The following is a 20,874-nucleotide window of genomic DNA, read 5'->3' as shown; positions in this document are numbered from 1 at the left end:
TATGTTACACACAGACAATTCTCTACATTTCAGGATGTCGTGACAATCACGTTTGATCCTGATTCTTCATGGTTTTACGGTAGGCAGCGGGTGTGGTGCCCGTCAGTTTCTTGAATTGTCGATAAAAATGGGGCAGGCTCTCAAAGCCGCAGGCATCGGCAACAACGGCCATCGTCTCATCACTTCGAAGCAGATGCTCTTTCGCCATAATAACCCGGCGGGCCAATGCATAGTCAGTTAGCGTCATGCCAGTATACCTTTTGAACGCACGGCTGAAGTGGGCCGGGGATACGGCTGCCTGCCGAGCCAGTTCCGGCAAGGAAAGGCCACTGCGCAGCTCTTCATCCATATGATTCAGCGTAGAGGAGAGCCAGCTTGGTCCAGGAACACTTCTGGCAGGACTTGCAGGACCAACTGCCTCCAATCGTTCCAGATAAATAAGTAAGAGCTGCAACCGCAGCAGAGCGGCGTGGGCACTCAAGTGATGTTCTAACTGGAATTCTGCATGAATGTCGTCAATTAATGCAGCCACCTGAGCTTGCTCCTTGGCTTCTAGATGCCTCTTGTACACCCTGCGTTTGCGGCAGCGTTCAAATAGAGAGAGCATGGCTGACGCACTTCCTCCCGCTGTGGAGGCCAGTAATCCTGGACTGAAGAACAAGGCCGACGAAGTCACCGGATTCCCGGCATCCGGTAATGCGCGGTGTACCGTGCTGCCAGGAATGATAAACAAATCGCCCTCCTGCATGTCTTCAAGACCAGTATCAATGAAAATGGTGCCCTGACCCCGATATACATAAATAATTTCATGCCAGTCATGAAGATGATCCGGCAATTCGTTCTGGGGGGACTTGGTATCTGCATACACCAGACGAAAGGGAATCCCCCATTCCGCCTGAATGGTTGTACGAACGGGCGAACGTTCCATTCGATCTCCTTTCAAAACAGAGCTACAAAAAAAAGTGGTTACATCTGATCATGAAAGAGTACATTTACCGCAATATAAGCAATTAAATTTCCTTTTATTGATGATACAATGAATTTAAAGCGTTTTCAATGGAAGTGTAAGCGGCTGTGGCCGTGCAGCGGGACATCTGATGTTGACAAATAAAACGATGAGGTGAGTGTTCATGTCGGCGAGCACGAAAAGACCAAGGCTAAAGCTGAATCTGCTTGGAAGTGATAACCAGCGCAAGTGCAAAGAAGTGATGGAACGTCCCGTAAAGGTACTACAGATTGGGGAAGGCAACTTTTTGCGTGGGTTTGTAGACTGGATGCTTCATGAGAGTGCCAGACAAGGCAAATTCCATGGCAGTGTTGCGGTGACCCAACCTCGGCCTGGGGGAAAGGCAAAGCTGGAACAAATTCGTGATCAGGATGGATTATACACGATGATTACCCGGGGGCTGTCACAGGGAAAAGCAGTGGAACGTACGGAAATGATCTCGATTTTTTCACAGTGTATTAATCCATACGAAGAATGGCAGGGTTTTCTGAAACTTGCGGAATTGCCCTCCCTGGAGTTTGTCATCTCCAATACAACCGAATCGGGATTGAAATATACGCATTCAGAGTACACGCAGGGTGAACCTGTACAATCATTTCCGGGTAAACTGACGGTCTTCTTGCATCAACGTTATCTGAGGTTTGATGGGGACCCATCCCGAGGATTGATTCACCTGCCGTGTGAGTTGCTTGAGGGCAACGGGGATGTACTGCGCAGTTGTGTGCTGCGGCATAGTGAAGATTTTGGTTATTCTGAAGGCTTTCGTTCATGGATTGAGAACCATAACTTGTTCCTGAACAATCTGGTTGACCGGATTGTCACGGGTGCACCGACTACGGAAGAAGCTGATTCCCTGACCAATCGCTGGGGATACGAGGATCAACTGGTCAATACGGCTGAGCCATATCATTTCTGGGCCATTCAGGCAGATGAAGCACTGGATAAGAAACTCCCCCTGAAACAGGCGGGACTCAACGTTCATTGGGTGAAGGATTTGAAACCTTTTCAACTGCGCAAAGTTCGTATTCTGAATGGTGCTCATACCCTCATGTCTTCGCTCGGCATTTTGCAAGGCAAGGAACATGTGAGAGAGACGATGGAGGACCCGCAGTTTGGCTCATGGGTCAGAGAAGCGGTACATCAGGAAATCGTGCCTGCACTGGATATGCCGGATCATCATCTGGATCAGTACGCAGGGGAAGTGTTTGAACGTTTCCTCAATCCGTATATTAATCACAAGCTGCAGGATATTGCATTAAATACAGTAGGAAAGTTCAAAGTTCGTGTGCTACCTACACTTTTGGCCTATGAACAAAATCAGGGAACCTGGCCAGCACGGCTCGTAAAGGGATTTGCGGGATTATTGTGTCTGTATCGTCCAGTGAACACGCCAGATGGTTATATGGCACAGCGGCTGAACGGTGAGTCTGTCCTGCTTCGGGATGATGCGGATGTACTGGCTGCACTCGCCAAGCATTGGGATCGTTATGATCCTCTGAAGAGGGATAAGCAGCAATTAGAGCAGAGTGTAGCTGCTGTATTGTCTGATGTATCGATCTGGGGCGAGAATCTGGATGATCGACAGGGGCTTCGCGAAGCACTCGTTCACGAAATTGGTTTGCTGGAAGGTGAGAGTTAATGAACACAACACGTACAGTCAATGACTGGATTGCGATTCAACCGCAGGATGATGTCATTATAGCTCTTCGGGATTATGTAAAAGGGGAAAGTATTACCCTGCCAGACAGCACTGCTTTTACATTAAGGGATGATGTGCCCAAAGGCCATAAAATTGCTGTGCATACCCTCGCACCGGGCGAGGATGTGATGAAATATGGTTTTTCCATTGGGATAGCCAAGGAACAGATCGAACAGGGGAGCTGGATTCATAGTCACAATCTGAAAACAGGACTTCACGGTTTACTTGAATACCAGTATCAGCCGGGACCACTTGTCCAGACGGACATGCCTCCTGAACATCTGCGTTCATTTGATGGGTATCTGCGCCCTAACGGTGAAGCAGGTATTCGTAATGAAATCTGGATTGTAAATACGGTCGGCTGCATTAATAAAGTGTGTGAGGCTTTGGCTCGGATGGGCCAGTCTCAGTTCGGCAGCAGGGTGGATGGCGTATATCATTTCCCACACCCGTTCGGCTGCTCGCAGCTTGGAGATGACCTGAAATATACGCAGCAGGTATTGGCTTCCCTGGTGGAACACCCGAATGCTGGCGGCGTGCTGGTCATTGGTCTGGGTTGCGAAAATAATCAGGTAGACCAGTTCCGCGAATGTATCGCACCGGAATATCAGGGGAAAGTCCGTTTTCTCAAAGCACAGGAAACAGATGACGAACTTGAGGAAGGACTGCGTCTGATGGAAGAGCTCGTGGAGCTCGTCGAACATGAACAGCGTCAGCCGCTACCTTTGAGCAAGCTCAAAATTGGATTGAAGTGCGGCGGTTCGGACGGTCTGTCCGGGATTACGGCGAACCCGCTCGTAGGCTCCGTTGCGGATATGCTGGTTGCTGCCGGAGGTACAACCATATTGACCGAAGTTCCCGAGATGTTTGGTGCAGAGACCATTCTGATGAATCGGGCGATCAATGAGCAGGTATTTGATGATTTGGTAGACTTGGTGAACGGTTTCAAGCAATACTTTGTGAACCACGGTCAAAATATATATGAAAATCCTTCACCAGGGAATAAAGCAGGCGGGATTACCACGCTGGAAGAAAAGTCTTTGGGATGTACGCAAAAGGGAGGACGTTCTTCCGTAGTTGATGTACTTCGTTACGGCAAACGTGTCACTCAAACCGGCCTGAACATTGTGGAGGCTCCAGGGAATGACCTCGTGTCTGTTACAGCACTGTCAGCTGCGGGTGCGCACATTGTTCTTTTCACGACAGGTCGCGGAACGCCGTTTGGTGGCCCGGTACCTACCGTCAAAATTGCAACCCAATCCGACCTCGCAAATCGGAAAAAGCACTGGATCGATTTTAACGCTGGTCAACTGCTGGAAGGGAAGACGATGGAGGACGTGAAAGTGCAGCTATTCAGCCAACTGATCGATATTGCTTCAGGACGTGCGCAGACGCTCAGCGAGCAGCATGGATTTCGGGAAATTGCGATATTCAAGGATGGAGTCATCCTGTAATTGTATTCGTTCGTTGATTTATATTTGTAGCATGTATGGTATCGGTATATACAGCAAATCCCGGTGGCCCTCTTTGGCTACCGGGATTTGTCGTTCAAAGGCATTTCATTCACTTTATCGCAAAAGATTTTTTGATTTTGGTCAGTGAGGCAGCAGAAGTGTGTTTCTCCAATTGTTGTACCAGGAGTTCGCTCGCATCAGCAACGCTGCCCTCAAACGGCTTAATACCTTGACGTTTCATCCAGCGGCCTGAGGTCTCATAAGCAGAGCTATTCCAAGCAACCTTGCCTTCAGCGAGGCCTTCTTTTTCTTTGGTACCGCAGATGACAATGGCACACATGCTTTGAAGGTCCAGCAGCCCCTGGTCAAATGCTTTTTTGTCCTCTTTGGCTCCAAAACCTGCCAGTGAACGTAATTTCCGTCCATCAATCCCCTCCTGCTTCTCGATTATCTCATACAGTTTGAATGCTTCTCGAGAGAGGAGACCCGCGTCATATTGTTCTTCCATGACTCTGGAGTCCGCTAGCAGACGGTGCACCCATGGGAAATATTCGCGTGAGACAAGAATGGCTTTCTTATTGAGAAATTTGCCGTAGGCAGCGATCCCTTCCTCAGCCAGACGTGAACGCCACAACCAAGGATCAAGCGCGTTACCCTTGTGCCAGTTTTCTTGAGGCGTTATGGAGGACAGTGAAGGGTATTCGGGAAATAAAGGGGCGAGTGGGAGCAATCCCACAGCCTCTATTCGCTGCACAGCTTCTTCGTAAGTTACGATCGATTCATGCTCATTCATCATGATTTTGGCAAGCTCCTTTTTAGCGTGTGCTACAACGATTATTGTTGGAAGTAAGATACATCTGGTAGACTTCCTCGGCATGTTTGCGAATATCGCAGCGAAGGTTCTCAGGTTCAAGTACTTCTGCTTCACGTCCAAGTCGATAAAAGAATCGTACGGCCCAGGCCCACTCACCGGGAGGGCAGAGAAAGGACAGTTCCCAGACATCCGGAGCAATCTCGGTCATCCGTTCTCCAATATGCTTGTCCTGTTCTGCTTCGATCATTCCGCTGTAACTCAGACGTGCGGTAACACGTGTCGGAGAAGGTTCGGGAGATTTCGGTTTGCTGCGCTGTCGCTTTGCCTGTTCTGCCAGCTGTTGTGATTCAAGCAGCTCAACTGGCGTAACGTCCAGAATGCGGTCTGCCCTGAACAGGCGCTGTTCACCGTGCTCCTCCGAATACGCTTCACAATACCAGAAACCGGCTGAAGCATAGACTCGAATGGGGCAGATTGTTAGCCAGCGTTGACGGGAAGCAGAGCGGTACAACATACGCAGCCACCCTTGTTCCGGGATACAAGCCAGAAGCGGTTCCAGATGATGAAGGATATAGTTTCGCTCGGGAACATCATGCTGCAGTTGTTTGAGCATGGGATCCATCCTTGCTTTGACATCATCCGGAATAATGCTTTTGATTTTGTCCATTAATGTCCAGCGTTTCTCTTGAAAAGGGGTATCTGCATAATGGCTTAGGCCTTCGAGAGCAAAGATGAGAGTAGCTGCTTCAACCGGGTCTAATTGCAGTGGGGGCAGTACATACCCCTCCATAAGTCTGAAGCCGCCTCCGGGACCGGAGATAGCAATGATCGGGACATTCATCTCTGAGAGAGATTGGATATCCCGCAGGATGGTACGGCGGGAAACTTCAAACTTTTCTGCAAGTGAATGTGCCGTTTCGTGACCTTGCTGCAATGCCATAACGATGGCGGCAAGCCGATTTGTTCTATTCATGTCAGCCACTCCGTTTCGAGGGTTGCGCCGCCGGAAAGGATGCTGGAGTGTTCCTCTCATTGTAGCAGTGTATAAGTGACATCATGATTGTCACCAATATTTCGCAGCATTATATTATTTATTCTATACAGTGCAGCGCCTACTTTTGGAGGGTCGCTTCCTTTTCCCGGCGGGGCGTCGTTAAATTGTGTGTCTCGTCCAATTCGCTTCGCTTCTCGGTATTTCCTTCTAACCGATAGCCTCACAAATAATGACAAAAACCCGTATCCGGTCTAAACGGATACGGGAAGTAGCAGATTGAAACAAGTTCAATCATATAATACTTTAAATTTTAACAATTAACACCCTTTTAAGCTGCAAATATAGATCAATGCGATTTCTATGTAACATGTTGTATCATCAATTTTCGAATATTATTTCATTTCAAGCAGCTGCACACCGCGTCCTTCAATCTCGATCGTACCTGAGAGGGACCGATCTGTGAGCAAATCATGAGCTTCAGCTTTGCCCAAATCATAGGATTGAGTGGTAGCATTGTGATTCATTACAAACAGGTACTGTTGTCCATCCTTAGTACGAGCAGTCACTTCAACACCATCTGGAGTATCCAGAAGAGAAGCAATATTTTTGGATGCGGCCAGTTGTCCCAGCAAGCCGTCCAGGAATCGATCTTCCGGATCGGAAGCTACATACCAGGCTTCACCTTGGCCAAACGTGTTACGAGTTACTACAGGCATGCCTTTGTAGAAGTCGTCTCCATACTCGGCGATGATCTCTGCACCTTCACTGTGCAGCAAGTCACACAACATGCCACAACCATATTCTCCTTGAAGATCGCCATAAGCCTCTTTCATGACAATACGGTTTCTTTGCTCAGGCAGCAGGGCATCAATTTCTTCGACCCAGATACCAAGCAGTTTGCGAAGTTCGCCAGGATAACCCCCAGTTGTTACGATGTCACTCTCATTGACGATACCACTGAAGAAGGTTGTCAGGAATGTACCGCCTGCTTCAACGAACTTCTCCAGCTTGGCCGCAAAGCCTGGTTTAACCATGTAGAGTACCGGAGCGAGCACGATGTCGTATTTGCTGATATCGGTATCCACACTAACGATGTCCACCTGAATGTTGCGGCGGAAGAATGCAGCGTAGTATTTGTGAATTTGATCTACATAGTTCAGTGCAACCGTAGGCCCGCTGGATTTTTCGATCGCCCACCAGTTATCCCAGTCAAACACAATCGCCACTTTGGCATCCACGGTAGCATCCAGCGTTTTGTCGCCCAGCAACTGCAATTCCTTGCCCAGCTCCGCGACTTCACGGAATACACGGGTATGTTCATGACCGACATGTTCAATAACTGCACCGTGATATTTCTCGCAGGCGCCAACAGAACGGCGGAGTTGGAAGAACATGATCGTATCCGCGCCATGAGCAACGGACTGGTAGCTCCACAGGCGCATGACGCCGGGGCGTTTCAATGAGTTATAAGGCTGCCAGTTTTGCTGGCTTGGTGTCTGCTCCATGAGCATGAACGGCTGTCCGTCCTTCAATCCACGCATCAGATCATGAGCCATAGCTGTGAAACTTACCGGGGTGGCAAGGCCCGGATAACTGTCCCAGGAGACGATATCCATATATTTGGCCCATTTGAAATAGTCCAGCGGTTTGTAAAAACCCATTAGATTGGTTGTAACCACCGAATCCGGGATATGTTTTTTGATTGCATCATACTCCAGCCGGTAACAATCAAGTATACTGTCGGAGTTAAAGCGAGAGTAATCTAGTGAGATTCCCTGGAAGGTTGAGTTGTTGTCTCCCGAATGTTCGCTCAGATTACTTGGAAGTACAATCTCGTCCCAATCATAGAACGTGTGTCCCCAGAAATTGGTGTTCCACGTTTTGTTGACATTATCCAATGTCTTATAGCGCGCTTTCAGCCACACGCGGAAGGCTTTCTCGCAATTTTCACAATAACAGTCGTCGCTGTACTCGTTGGAAACATGCCAAACAAGAACAGCTGGATGATCTTTGTAATGTTCCGCCAGTTTTTCTGCAATCTTCTCAGAATATTTGCGATATGTTGGACTGTTCGGACAGGAGTTGTGGCGTCCGCCGAATTTACGCTTACGTCCATTAGTATCTACACGGAGCACATCCGGATATCTCTTCGCCATCCATGCAGGATGGGCAGCAGTGCTCGTTGCAAGGCAAGTATAGATACCGCTTTCATAAAGATTATTAATATATTGGTCAAGACCTTCAAAATTATAAGTCACTTCATCAGGCTGAATCAGTGCCCATGAAAATACGTTGATGGTGGCAATATCAATACCTGCCAGTTTGAACATGCGCAGGTCTTCAATATGGGTTTCGTGATCCCACTGTTCAGGGTTGTAGTCACCGCCATAGAACATTTTGGGTAATTTGCTGCTAATCAATGTGTTCACCTCTTGTATAAGAATAATTTTATATTATATGATTCATATGACTTTTAAAATATAAGAAAAGTAATGATGAGTATAAGAATACGGAAATATATTATTAAACTTTATGCCCAAAGGAGAGCATGCTATGCTTGTTTCACCTCACTATCAGCGCTATTTTATGACCCCACGGGATCAGCCGCTTCCGCTTTACATCGAAAGTATAGGGTATAACGGCAATCAGGAGAATGTGTACAGACCTGCCGGATATCCTTGTTATCACTGGCTTCAGACGGTGAAGGGAGCTGGAGAGTTCAAGTTTGCAGGTTCAACTGTACTGCTGGGAGAGACATCCGGCATTTTGCTGCCGCCGAATGAGCCGCACGAGTATGTACGCTCGCAAGGAGAGTGGGAGACACTTTACATTACATTTGGAGGCTCCCAGTGCCCGGCCATTACAGAGTCACTTGGTTTGGGGGAGGCAGCCCTTCACCAGTGGGATTCAGAGAGTCCACTTGAATATTATGGCAGGGAAGTGCTGGGTTCCATCAGCAGTGACCAGGATTTATCTGGGTTGGAAGCGTCAGCGGACATGTATCGATTTCTGATTTTGCTCAAAAAACATGGCATGACGGGCAGTCGTTCTTCGATTTCCCATGCCGTGGAACGACTGGCTCCGTTAATTTCGTTTATGAATGAACACTATGCCGATCCCGAAATTGGTCTTGAACAGATGGCCGCCATACCCGGCATTACGCCTAGGCATCTGAATACCCTTTTCAAACAATCCTTTGGCATGACCGCCTATAGTTATTTCATTCTCCTCCGTATTCGCAAATCAAAAGAATGGATGACAGGGAACAGCAATCTAACCGTTAAGGAAACGGCAGCGAAGGTGGGTTTTCGGGATGCGAGTCATTTTGTGGCTACATTTCGGCGGATTGAAGGCGTAACTCCGGAGCAGTATCGAACGTTATATTAATCCGTCTGAGGTATAAATGTGCTATAAAACACTGTTCAAGCATGAGGATTCCTTGTAACCTGTTACAAATTGAACAAAAAGTGATGCCAGGAAGGTATTGATGCGCAAGGGTGCTACCCGTTATGATGATATCGATTCCTTAGATTGGAAAATGACTATACGGATCAACGTATCCATTCAACTTAGAGAGGATGATAGAAGTGACATCAACTATACCATTGTGGGACCATGCAGCACCTTATGCGGCCAAGGGTCATGAGGATGAAATGCCCCATCTGATTCCATTTATTCAGCCGGGTTCCGAGAGCGCTGTCATTATCTGTCCGGGTGGAGGCTATGGATTTTTGGCTGATCATGAAGGAGCTCCAATTGCTGAATTGCTGAACCGTGCGGGAATTAGCGCATTTGTGCTGAAGTACCGTGTGGCGCCTCACCAGCATCCGGCACCCATGACAGATGGTCAGCGTGCGATCCGTTATGTACGGGCTCATGCCGAGCAATATGGCATTCAGCCTTCCAAAATTGCCGTCCTTGGTTTCTCGGCGGGCGGTCATCTTACAGCCACGTTGGGAACCTTGTATGACGAGGGCCAACCAGATCATGAAGATCCTATTGAACGGGAGAGTTCGCGTCCGGACCGGGTTATTCTTTGTTATCCGGTAATTACGATGGAGTCCTACGGACATGCCGGATCTCGTGAAAATCTGCTTGGATCAGATGTGTCTGCTGAACAGATCAAGGCTTTCAGTGCGGAGCAGCAGGTGAAAGCCGACGCACCTGAAGCATTCATCTGGCATACGAGTGATGATCAGGCGGTCCCTGTAGAGAACAGTTTGCGTTACGCGCTTGCCCTGGGTGCACACGGCATTCCTTATGACTTGCATGTATTTGAAAAAGGTTCACATGGTCTGGGATTGGCAGAGGATGACCATGCCGTTCGGGCTTGGTCTGATCTGTGCCTGACCTGGCTTAAGAATCAAGGGTGGTAACCCGGCACCTGGCTGATCTATGACTTTCCCTAAATATGAATACGAGTGATCTCACATATTTTAACGCTTATTAGAGCGAAGGAGAAAACGATAATGAAATTGCAAAAGAATGATAAGCTGCTTTTTATCGGAGATTCAATCACAGATTGTGGCCGTGAACATCCTGTTGGTGAAGGTAGTTCTGGACTGGGGCACGGCTATGTGGCGCAAGTGTATGCCTTGCTGCGTTCCATCTATCCGGAATTGATGCTGCGGATTCAAAATGTGGGTAATAGTGGGAATACAATCCGTGATTTGAAGCAGCGCTGGGATCGAGATGTGCTTGATCTCAAACCGGATTGGCTAACCATCATGATCGGGATCAATGATGTATGGCGTCAATTTGACAATCCGTTATCCACAGACTCGCAAGTTTTTCTGGAAGAGTATGAATCCACACTACGAGATCTGGTTGCTTCTGTTCGTCCTGGGTTGAAAGGACTTGTTCTGATGTCTCCTTATTATTTGGAAGCCAATCCGGAAGACCCGATGCGGGCTACGATGGATATATACGGTGAGGCTGTTCGTAGAGTAGCCGCTGAATATGACGCCATTTTCGTGGATACACAGGCTGCATTTACTCCATTCTGGGATCATTTCTATACGTCTGTGCTGACTTACGATCGGGTTCATCCCGATGCAACAGGCCATATGGTGCTTTCCAAAGCGTTCTTGGATGCCATTGGTTTTGAATGGTCAGGCGGCGTCAAATCTTAAAAAGGACGTGATGACATGGGCGATTTGAACATTGCAGTACATACCCCGGCACTGTTGGGCGAAGGTCCAAGCTGGGATGCTGAACACAATCGATTATTATGGGTGGATATTGAAAGCTACAAGATCCATGTATACGTTCCAGCTACAGGAGAAGATCGGACTTATGATGTTGGCGAGCATGTAGGGGCAGTTGTGCCATACCACGGTGATGAGGTTATCGTTGCTTTGCGCAGTGGCTTCCACACGTATAACTTGCTCACGGGAGAGTTACAGCCGATTGAAGATCCGGAGAAAGGTAAGGACAACAACCGTTTCAATGACGGAAAGTGTGACGCTCTTGGACGCTTCTGGGCAGGGACAATGAGCATGAACAATGAAAGCAATGCAGGGGCATTTTATTGCCTGGAGGAAGGCAAGACTGTTCGAACGTTGTTCAGGGATGTATCCACATCCAATGGTTTGGGCTGGAGCCCGGATCAACAGAAGATGTACTACATTGATACGCCGACACGATCCATTGACCGTTTTGATTTTGATCTGGCTGCTGGAGAGATAACGAACCGGACAAGTGTAATTGCTATACCGGAGGAATTTGGCTATCCGGATGGAATGACTGTAGACAGTGAGGGAATGCTGTGGGTTGCCCACTGGGGCGGAGGAAGAGTTACTCGCTGGAATCCGCATACAGCAGAGCTGATGCAACAGATTGAGGTACCTGCAGATCAGGTGACATCCTGCTGTTTCGGAGGGCCGGAGTTGGAGGACTTATATATTACGACTGCCCGAATCGGTATTCGAGAAGAGCGGCTGACGGAGACGCCGAATGCTGGATCTCTATTTGTAATTAAACCGGGTGTGAAAGGGCAGAAAACCTACGCTTTTGGCGGGGGAGCAGCAAAGTCGGATACGAAATGAGAGAAGGACCGTGTTAATAGATCTTTGTTCTTATTCTATAAAATATTTATCAATGAAGAAGGATGCTGTTTTAAACAGCATCCTTTTTTTATATTTTCAAAAGCGATACGCAGAAAAAATTACAAAAAATAAATTGGAGCAGAAGGGGATTTTTAATTGCCATCGAATGTTATTTATTGCAAGTATAATCCAATAGATGGTAATCGCAATCGATTTATGAAAGCGTTTTATAAAAATGGAGAGGAGGTGGGGCTGGTTGCCTGTTCCAATGCATTAAATGTCTGACACTGCACTCATCAACATGATGACACAGCGGGGTTTACTGGATGCGATGAACATATTGAAGAGGAGGCTAAGTAATATGAAAACGTTTTTGGGAAAGCTGCGGGTGATGAGCCTGACGGTAGCCGTGGCAGCAGCTTCACTGGGAGTACTCGCCGGAACAACACATGCGGCACCTAGTGATCCATACCAGTGGAAAAATGTCGTGACCGGGGCAGGTGGAGGTTTTGTACCGGGGATTATTTTCAATGAGTCAGAGAAAGATTTGATCTATGCCCGGATGGATATTGGGGGAGCCTATCGCTGGAATCCTGCGAATGAGAGTTGGATTCCACTCACCGATTTTGTCGGCTGGGATGACTGGAACAAAAACGGAGTCGATGCGCTGGCAACAGACCCGGTTGACCCTAATCGAGTGTATATGGCTGTCGGCACGTACACGAATTCATGGGACAAAAACAACGGTTCCATCCTGCGCTCTACGGATCGCGGTGATACTTGGCAGACAACAACTCTTCCGTTCAAAGTCGGAGGTAACATGCCGGGACGTTCAATGGGGGAACGCCTGACCGTTGATCCGAATAAAAATAGCATTTTGTATTTTGGTGCACGCAGTGGCAACGGACTCTGGAAAAGTACGGATTACGGCGTAACCTGGAACAAAGTAACGAGCTTCCCCAATCCGGGTACGTATGTGGAAGATCCGTCTTATGAGTATACGAGTGACATCGTGGGTCTTTCTTGGATCACATTTGACAAATCAACAGGTTCTGCTGGACAGGCAACACAGACCATCTATGTCGGGGTAGCCGACAAAAATCAAAGTATATACCGCAGTACGAATGAAGGCGAAACGTGGACTGCTGTTGCTGGACAGCCTACAGGGTATTTGCCTCATCACGGAGAACTGGATGCCAATGGAAATCTCTATATTTCTTACAGCGATGGTGCGGGCCCTTATGATGGGGAAAAGGGAGACCTGTGGAAATTAAATACAACTACAGGAGTATGGACCAACATTAGTCCAGTACCAAGCAGCAGCACGGACAATTACTTTGGCTACGGTGGACTGGCTGTAGATGCTCAGCATCCTGGTACACTGATGGTGGCAACCCTCAACTCATGGTGGCCTGACGCGAATCTGTTCCGCAGTACGGACAGTGGAGTTACTTGGACCCGCATTTGGGAATTTGAAGGATATCCAAACCGTAAAATGCGCTATACACAGGATATTTCGGCCGCTCCTTGGTTGACCTTTGGGACAAATCCTGCACCGCCTGAAGTTTCTCCAAAGCTGGGCTGGATGATTGGCGACCTGGAGATTGACCCGTTTGACTCTGACCGCATGATGTATGGAACAGGTGCGACCATCTACGGTACGAAAAATTTGACAGACTGGGATGACGGGAACAAAATCAATATTTCAGTAATGGCCAAAGGGGTCGAGGAGATCGCAGTTCTAGATCTGATCAGCCCGCCAAGCGGAGCACATTTGTTAAGTGGGGTAGGGGATGTCTCGGGATTCCGTCATAACGATCTGGATCAGGCACCAGCTACGATGTTTACCAGCCCGAACTACTCTTCTACGGAAAGTCTGGATTTTGCAGAGTTAAGTCCAAATACCATGGTTCGCGTAGGGAAAGCAGACTACACTGCTGACCCAAATGCAAAATCCATTGGTTTATCCAGCGACGGTGGGACCACGTGGTATAAGGCGAACGCAGAACCTGCCGGTACAACCGGAGGAGGAACCGTAGCTATATCTGCAAATGGTAACCGACTTGTATGGAGCACGTCAGATAAGGGTGTGCATTATTCTACTGGCGGCAACTCATGGACAGCAAGTTCAGGTATACCCGCACAGGCAAAAGTGATCTCAGACCGGGTAAATCCGAACAAATTCTATGGATTTGCTGCCGGTAAAGTCTATGTGAGCACCAATGGTGGTGCCTCCTTTACTGCATCTGCGGCTACCGGGCTTCCGGTAGAAGGAAATGCGGATCTGGATGCTGTTCCAGGTACGGAAGGCGAACTTTGGTTTGCAGGCGGCAGTGAAGAAGAAGGGCCATATGGTCTGTGGCATTCCACCGATTCAGGAGCGACCTTTACCAAGCTTGCAAATGTGGAGGAAGCTGACAGCATCGGTTTTGGTAAAGCGGCACCTGGGCAGAATGTGGTCGCGCTGTACACGATTGCAAAGATCGACGGAACACGTGGATTTTTCCGTTCCGATGACGGTGGGGCGAATTGGGTACGGATTAACGATAATCAGCATCAATATGCACGTGTGACCACGATTACAGGTGATCCACGTCTATATGGAAGAGTGTATTTGGGTACGAATGGACGGGGCATTTTATATGCTGACCGCATTGGTGGGAACAATGGAGGTGGAGAAGGTGGAGGCGAGACTCCGGTGACCAGTTCGGCCATCACACCAGTGAATGCGGAATTTGACAAGAATACAGTCAATCAGGTAGATATTCCTGTAACGTTGACACTGAACGGAAACACGCTTAGTGCAATCCGTAATGGCAATACAACGCTGGTTTCAGGGACGGATTACACATTATCCGGCAATCAGGTTGTGTTGAATAAAACCTATCTGGCTTCTTTGCCCAAGGGAAGCGCAGCGTTAACCTTTCATTTCAGTGCAGGCAATGATGCGATCCTGAATCTGACTATCAAAGACACAACGGCTGTACCCGCTGGAGCCATTCGAATTGAGATGTTTAATGGAACGACTTCAGCGACGGGTAACTCCATTAATCCCAAGATCAAATTAACGAATACAGGCACTTCGGCCATCAATCTTTCCGATGTCAAAATTCGTTACTATTATACGATCAATGGCGTTCAAACCCAAAACTTTTTCTGTGACTGGGCAACAGCCGGAAACGAAAACGTTACAGGCACGTTTAGTGCGCTGTCGCTTCCAGTGACCGGAACGGATTCCATGCTGGAGATTGGTTTCAAAACTTCTGCGGGTTCATTGGCAGCGGGGCAAAGTACTGAAATTCAGGCACGGTTCTCCAAAACAGACTGGACTAACTACACTCAGACGGATGATTATTCGTTTGCTCCAAGTCACACAGTCTACGCCGACTGGACCAAGGTAACTGGATATATTGCCGGAAGTCTTCAATGGGGGATCGAACCTTAGACCTGAATTTGAAATGAAAGTTGGAGTTAATCTAAACGTACATTGATAAAAAGTCCTGGCTCGCCGAAAATGATTCATGGCGGGCCGGGGCTTCTTATTTTGTCGAAATATAGTGTACACTAAAGAGAGTTTCCATTGCTTAAACGTTCGTTTTGAGATATAAAAAGAAGTACAAAACTTTTAAAATAATGTAACCGCTAACACGTGGAGGCCATTTTATTCGATATATGATGTTGTAACTTGCACAGACATAGAAGAGAGATTAGACAAGGGGGTCAAGGGTCATGAACCGGTTGTGTAAGGTGCTGATTGTTGACGATGAGTTTCTTGTAAGGCAAGGCATTAAGCACCATATGAACTGGGAAGCTGAAGGTTTTCAGATTGTAGGTGAAGCTTCCAACGGGGAAGAAGGGCTTCAACAGGTACAGTCATTACAGCCGGATATTGTCATCACGGACATCGTGATGCCTGTGATGGATGGGGAAACATTTGTCCGGACGTTAAAAGCCAGTCACCCGCAGATTGAGGTTATCGTACTTAGCAGCTTCAGTGAATTTGAATATGTACGTTCAACGCTCCAAAATGGAGCAGCAGACTATATTTTGAAACCTAAACTGGATACCAATGAATTATTACAAGTACTTCAGCGTACGGCTGGCAAAATTCCCGAATTGCAGTTTGAGCCTTCACATGATGGGTGGAAGCTCGGACAACTGATGGAGAAGATGCTGTCCGGTTTTACGTTGGATGAAGAAAACGAGATGCATATGATAAGGGAGACGTTTCCTCACCGATGTTTCCGTCTACTCGTATATAAGCCGCAGGATACGCAAGTACATGTGCACAAGCTGGATAACGAGCAGTTGGAGTCCAGGTTACGAGACCTGCTCCCTGATGTGGAGTGCGCAATCGTTCCGGCCGAAGGCACGTCGCCAGTGGTGCTTCTTAATGTTGAGCCTGCGAAGGATGAATGGATGGTGCAGCGAATTAAGGAGTTGGCGAGCGAGAATAAGGATGGGCAGGACGGACATTGCTGGGTGCTGAGCGACAGTTTCTCTTCATTTGAAGAGATGGGGGACGTATATCGAACACGTCTAATCAAGTTAATGGAGTATCGCTTTTATTATGAGGAGCGATCTATTCTGGTGTATGGCGAACTTCCCCCTCTTCATCCTGCCGGGTATCAGTTCAATGTGAACATGTTTTTGCAGCATGTGAAGAGAAATCGAACTGAAGCGGCAAGAGAATATTTGCAGGAGCATGCCCTTACGTTGGGACGGGATTATATTGCGGATGTGTTTGAAATTAAGTCTTTTCTGGGCAATCTGATCTTTAACGTAACCATTACGTTGGCAGATATGGATGTGCAGTCTGCTGCGTTGGAAGAGAGCAAGTATGCCTATTTCAAACATGTGGATGGCGCCTCTAGTCTAACAGAAGCGATGAGTGTGCTGGATCAGTTCATGGCTGAGGTACAGGAGTGCACGACTGGAGAGGGCGCAAAACGAAGTGATCCGAATATGAAAATGCTGCTGGAATATATGCATGAGCACTTTGATCAGCCACTCGGACTTGCCGAAGTAGCCAAGCATTTTCATTTTAATCCATCGTACTTGTCCAGTTATTTCTCTTCACACAAAAAAGAAGGCTTTAACGAATATTTGAATAAAATTCGGATTGAAAAGGCAGAGGAACTTCTCCGCTCAGACGATGTCACTATCTCCGAAATTAGCAGTATGGTAGGTTATTCCGACCACAGTTACTTTTGCAAGGTGTTCAAAAAATTTACCGGACTATCACCGAGCCGATACCGGCGAAAATTCTGGGCATAACGTCAGAAGGAAGAAATAAATGAAGAAATGGATGAATGCATTTTCAAGGCTTGGACTTTTCCCTAAACTGTTCCTCGTTATGTTCGTTAGCATCATTCTTGTCTCCGTGCTCATCCTATGGACATCGATTCATATGTCGACGAAGCTGTTTACCGAGACGTTCAGTATTACGAACTCCAAGGTACTTAGCCAGATCAAAACGAACTTTGAATCTTTTAACGATGCGATTGCTGCTGTATCCAATAATGTTAGCCAAAGCGGGGCAATACGGGGTTATCTGTCTGAAGGGGAGGGGGACTCCCTCACGATGGCAAAATCCTATTATAATATGAGGGAAACGATGGACCGGATTCAGTCGATAACAGAGTCCTATGAAGTTGGTATAACGATTAGCGGTGTTAATGGACGCACGTATTCAACCGATCGGTCTCACCTTCGTTTATCAGCGGATGAATTGAAAGAACAACCGATTACGCTGGAAGCAGCGGCCAGTCCGAATCGAATCATTTTTGACGACTATCAGACGAATGATGAGACTGCCCAGCAGATGATCTCAGCGACCAAGGCATTGACGGATCGTGCCCAAAACCGACTTTACGGTACGTTGTATGTCACCATGAGAGAGAACGCATTTCGTCAGTTCTACAGCAGCTTCACGAGCAGAGGCAATGATGTGGTTATTCTGAATGATGCAGGTGAGATTGTATCGTCCAATCGTGAAGAATGGATCGGTACCACTCAACTCGAATTGCTGACTTATGCCAGAGAAATGAATAACGAAAGTGTAAAAGGTGTAAATGCACGGGTCATGGATCAGGACAGTGTGGTGCTGTCCGAGTACTTGCCCTTTTATCGGTTTTATATCGTAAACGTCGTCGATAAGGATCTCGCGATGGGGCAGCTGATTGACATGAAGACGGTTGCTCTGATCTGTGCAGCCATTGTAGCCGGAGCGCTCATACTCGTATTCCTTATTACGAATCAGATCACCAAGTCGCTGCGCCGACTTGTGAAGCAGATGTCCAATATAACGAAAAGTGATCTGGACAACTATATTCCAGTCAGTGGAAGTTACGAGAGTCGACAGTTAGGTCACGCCTATAACTACATGTTGGACGAACTGCATGATTATGTGGATCAGTTGGTGCTTACACAGCGGGAACAACGAAATGCCGAGCTAGCGGCGTTGCAAAGCCAGATTAATCCTCATTTCCTGTACAATACCCTGGCTTCCGTCAAAGTCCTGGTTCAGCAAGGCAATAAGGATAGGGCTGCCGAAACCATCAATGCGTTAATCTCCTTATTGCAAAATACGATTAGTAATGTGAGTGAGACAATAACGGTGGGGCAAGAAGTCGAAAACCTGAAAAACTATGTATTCATTAATCATGTCCGATACGGAGGACGTATTAAAGCTGCCTTCTACGTAGCTCCGGATTGTACCCATTATCATGTGCCCAAACTGGTGATTCAGCCCTTTATCGAGAATGCCTTCTTCCATGGATTCATCTCCAAGGAAACAGGTACCATCCATGTGATGGTCTCCAGAGCAGGAGAGTCATTGATATGCGAGATTATGGATAATGGGGACGGGATCGAAGGGTTCTCCATGGGTGAGTCGCTGCCCAATCCGAAGAATAATCGGCAATTGTTTAGTGGTATTGGTATCCGGAATGTACATGATCGCATAGAGCTATTGTACGGGGCACCTTATGGTGTAACCATAATGAGCAAACCGGGAGAGGGAACAAGAGTTACTGTTACACTCCCGTTGATTACGAGCTAATAATAGCTTTTGAGTGAATGCAAGGTCGTTATTTTTATGAAAAGGTGGCTTTAATAGAAGGTCTTCCTAGGTTGTCGATGACAACACGGGAGGGCCTTTTTGGTGTTCAGAGCCTAAGAATGCAGCCTGACTTGTAAAATATTCAGATCCAAAAAGTACAAAATCAAAAGAAATTACAAAAAAACAAATTTAATGCAAGCGGTTTCTGTAAAGGTTTTCATTGTGGCAATAAGATGACAAATCCACACAAAATTATTACTAACGAATGAAGATTTGGGAATGATAAGATGACTATATCGAAAGCAACCGCTTTCAGAAAACGCAAACAAATTACACATAAAGAGGTCGAAGGGGAGTTGAATCTTTTGAAAAAAATGTGGGTACTTATGCTCGTTACTATCCTGCTGTTGTCTGCATGTTCTTCCGGTGGTGGAGGGAATAAGGCAAGTGAGGGTGAAAAAACCTCCAATGAAATTACGATCTGGGCTTGGGATAAAGCGTTTAACGTCGCTGCATTAGAAACTGCAAAAGAAGCCTATCAAAAACAAAATCCTGATCTGAAAATCAACATCATTGAATATGCTCAAGCTGACATTATCCAAAAGCTGAATACAGGTTTGAACTCGGGAACAAGCAGTGGCCTTCCGAACATCGTTCTGATTGAAGATTACCGTGCCCAAAGTTTCCTGAACGCTTACCCTGATGCGTTTAAAGATATGTCTTCTACTATTAAAGCTTCCGATTTCGCGGAGTACAAATTGGGGCCAACCGCTTTTGATGGTAAACAGTTCGGTGTTCCGTTTGACTCTGGTGTAACAGGTCTCTACTACAGAACAGATTTGCTGGAGCAAGCAGGCTACAAAGCAGCTGACCTTCAGGACATCACATGGGATGATTACATCAAAATCGGTAAAGATGTGAAAGCCAAAACTGGCAAAGATCTGATCACACTTGATCCTAACGACTTGGGTCTGATCCGTATGATGATCCAATCCGCAGGTTCATGGTATTCCAAAGAAGATGGCAAAACACCTGATCTGGCTGGCAATGCTGCACTGAAAGAAGCATTTGTAACCTACAAAGCAATGATGGATGCAAATGTCGTGAAGTTGAACTCCGACTGGAGCCAATTCGTGGCAGCATTCAACAATGGTGATGTAGCTACCATTCCTACAGGAAACTGGATTACACCATCTGTTCGTCAAGAAGCATCCCAATCCGGCAAATGGGCGGTAGCACCGCTTCCTAAAATGGCTGGACAATCGAATTCTGTACACGCATCCAACTTGGGTGGTAGCTCTTGGTATGTCATGAACAATGTTGCTGGTGCAGACCAAGCTGCTGAATTCATGGGTAAAACATTCGGTTCTGACAAACAATTGTATCAAGATTTGCTGAATAACATTGGTGCGATCGGCACGTACAAACCGGCAGCAGAAGGCGAAGCGTTTGATAAAGCCGACGAGTTCTTCGGTGGACAAAAAGTGTTTGCTGATTTTGCAAAATGGACACAAGAAATCCCTAGCGTAAACTACGGTATCAACACATATGCCATCGAGGACATTCTGGTTGTTGAAATGCAAAACTTCCTGAACGGCAAAGCGATTGATGACGTTCTGGCTGATGCACAGAAACAAGCTGAAGCACAATTAAACTAAGATGATCCACGGTAACTTATAGAACCCAAGGAAGCATCGGAGCCGTTCCACTGTCTGGCACAAGCAACAGCCGACCCGGACATGGTTGTGGCTCCCTGGGTTCTATCCATGTTACACGGAGAGAGAGGAGCCATACTGT

The 20,874-nt window shown here is 47.1% G+C and carries 14 protein-coding genes; 10 read left to right on the top strand and 4 right to left on the bottom strand.

Annotated elements, in window-relative coordinates:
• Window positions 1-46: 46 nt before the first annotated feature.
• Window positions 47-928 (bottom strand): AraC family transcriptional regulator, encoded by an 882-nt coding sequence (locus tag G3352_RS22445; protein ID WP_163760060.1) that lies wholly within the window; start codon window positions 926-928, stop codon window positions 47-49.
• 202 nt (window positions 929-1,130) lie between these two features.
• On the opposite strand from G3352_RS22445, the gene G3352_RS22440 reads away from it, so the two are divergent.
• The gene (locus G3352_RS22440; RefSeq protein WP_163760057.1) at window positions 1,131-2,645 is read left to right on the top strand and encodes a tagaturonate reductase; all 1,515 of its coding nucleotides are present in this window, start codon (window positions 1,131-1,133) and stop codon (window positions 2,643-2,645) included.
• Window positions 2,645-4,159 (top strand): UxaA family hydrolase, encoded by a 1,515-nt coding sequence (locus tag G3352_RS22435; RefSeq protein ID WP_163760055.1) that lies wholly within the window; start codon window positions 2,645-2,647, stop codon window positions 4,157-4,159. The genes G3352_RS22440 and G3352_RS22435 overlap by 1 nt, the downstream gene beginning before the upstream one ends.
• A gap of 109 nt (window positions 4,160-4,268) precedes the next feature.
• On the opposite strand, the gene G3352_RS22430 is transcribed toward G3352_RS22435, so the two are convergent.
• The 3 genes from G3352_RS22430 to G3352_RS22420 form a co-directional block, all read right to left on the bottom strand.
• Entirely contained in the window at window positions 4,269-4,955 is a 687-nt protein-coding gene (locus G3352_RS22430) for an AlkZ-related protein (protein WP_240343184.1), read from the bottom strand.
• Between the two features lie 19 nt (window positions 4,956-4,974).
• Window positions 4,975-5,946: a helix-turn-helix transcriptional regulator gene (locus tag G3352_RS22425; RefSeq protein ID WP_163760052.1), complete on the bottom strand. Its 972-nt coding sequence runs from the start codon at window positions 5,944-5,946 to the stop codon at window positions 4,975-4,977.
• Window positions 5,947-6,359: 413 nt separating this feature from the next.
• Window positions 6,360-8,387 (bottom strand): beta-galactosidase, encoded by a 2,028-nt coding sequence (locus G3352_RS22420; RefSeq protein WP_163760354.1) that lies wholly within the window; start codon window positions 8,385-8,387, stop codon window positions 6,360-6,362.
• Between the two features lie 133 nt (window positions 8,388-8,520).
• On the opposite strand from G3352_RS22420, the gene G3352_RS22415 reads away from it, so the two are divergent.
• The 8 genes from G3352_RS22415 (at window position 8,521) to G3352_RS22380 (ending at window position 20,735) form a co-directional block, all read left to right on the top strand.
• Window positions 8,521-9,354, top strand: coding sequence for an AraC family transcriptional regulator (locus G3352_RS22415; RefSeq protein WP_163760049.1), 834 nt, complete (start codon window positions 8,521-8,523; stop codon window positions 9,352-9,354).
• 200 nt (window positions 9,355-9,554) lie between these two features.
• Entirely contained in the window at window positions 9,555-10,343 is a 789-nt protein-coding gene (locus G3352_RS22410; protein WP_163760045.1) for an alpha/beta hydrolase fold domain-containing protein, read from the top strand.
• Between the two features lie 93 nt (window positions 10,344-10,436).
• On the top strand, window positions 10,437-11,099 hold the full coding sequence (locus G3352_RS22405; RefSeq protein ID WP_090895847.1) for an SGNH/GDSL hydrolase family protein: 663 nt from the start codon (window positions 10,437-10,439) through the stop codon (window positions 11,097-11,099).
• A 15-nt stretch (window positions 11,100-11,114) separates the two neighbouring features.
• Window positions 11,115-12,014 carry an SMP-30/gluconolactonase/LRE family protein gene (locus G3352_RS22400; protein WP_163760043.1) on the top strand — a complete coding sequence of 300 codons (900 nt, stop codon included), beginning with the start codon at window positions 11,115-11,117 and terminating at the stop codon, window positions 12,012-12,014.
• 361 nt (window positions 12,015-12,375) lie between these two features.
• Window positions 12,376-15,459, top strand: a complete 3,084-nt coding sequence (locus G3352_RS22395) for a X2-like carbohydrate binding domain-containing protein (protein ID WP_163760040.1) — start codon at window positions 12,376-12,378, stop codon at window positions 15,457-15,459.
• Between the two features lie 284 nt (window positions 15,460-15,743).
• Window positions 15,744-17,291: a response regulator transcription factor gene (locus G3352_RS22390; protein ID WP_163760037.1), complete on the top strand. Its 1,548-nt coding sequence runs from the start codon at window positions 15,744-15,746 to the stop codon at window positions 17,289-17,291.
• A 19-nt stretch (window positions 17,292-17,310) separates the two neighbouring features.
• Complete coding sequence (locus tag G3352_RS22385) at window positions 17,311-19,077, top strand: cache domain-containing sensor histidine kinase (RefSeq protein WP_163760034.1); 1,767 nt, start codon at window positions 17,311-17,313, stop codon at window positions 19,075-19,077.
• Window positions 19,078-19,442: 365 nt separating this feature from the next.
• The gene (locus G3352_RS22380; protein ID WP_240343183.1) at window positions 19,443-20,735 is read left to right on the top strand and encodes an ABC transporter substrate-binding protein; all 1,293 of its coding nucleotides are present in this window, start codon (window positions 19,443-19,445) and stop codon (window positions 20,733-20,735) included.
• Window positions 20,736-20,874 lie beyond the last annotated feature (139 nt).

Origin of the sequence: Paenibacillus sp. ALJ109b, assembly GCF_010747435.1 — a bacterium.
Lineage (GTDB): Bacteria > Bacillota > Bacilli > Paenibacillales > Paenibacillaceae > Paenibacillus > Paenibacillus taichungensis.
This window is presented reverse-complemented; position numbering and strand designations above follow the sequence as displayed.

Coding starts and splice junctions, on each gene's coding strand:
- G3352_RS22445 (WP_163760060.1), bottom strand. CDS start 928: ATGGAACGTTCGCCCGTTCGTACAACCATTCAGGCGGAATGGGGGATT.
- G3352_RS22440 (WP_163760057.1), top strand. CDS start 1,131: ATGTCGGCGAGCACGAAAAGACCAAGGCTAAAGCTGAATCTGCTTGGA.
- G3352_RS22435 (WP_163760055.1), top strand. CDS start 2,645: ATGAACACAACACGTACAGTCAATGACTGGATTGCGATTCAACCGCAG.
- G3352_RS22430 (WP_240343184.1), bottom strand. CDS start 4,955: ATGATGAATGAGCATGAATCGATCGTAACTTACGAAGAAGCTGTGCAG.
- G3352_RS22425 (WP_163760052.1), bottom strand. CDS start 5,946: ATGAATAGAACAAATCGGCTTGCCGCCATCGTTATGGCATTGCAGCAA.
- G3352_RS22415 (WP_163760049.1), top strand. CDS start 8,521: ATGCTTGTTTCACCTCACTATCAGCGCTATTTTATGACCCCACGGGAT.
- G3352_RS22405 (WP_090895847.1), top strand. CDS start 10,437: ATGAAATTGCAAAAGAATGATAAGCTGCTTTTTATCGGAGATTCAATC.
- G3352_RS22400 (WP_163760043.1), top strand. CDS start 11,115: ATGGGCGATTTGAACATTGCAGTACATACCCCGGCACTGTTGGGCGAA.
- G3352_RS22395 (WP_163760040.1), top strand. CDS start 12,376: ATGAAAACGTTTTTGGGAAAGCTGCGGGTGATGAGCCTGACGGTAGCC.
- G3352_RS22390 (WP_163760037.1), top strand. CDS start 15,744: ATGAACCGGTTGTGTAAGGTGCTGATTGTTGACGATGAGTTTCTTGTA.
- G3352_RS22385 (WP_163760034.1), top strand. CDS start 17,311: ATGAAGAAATGGATGAATGCATTTTCAAGGCTTGGACTTTTCCCTAAA.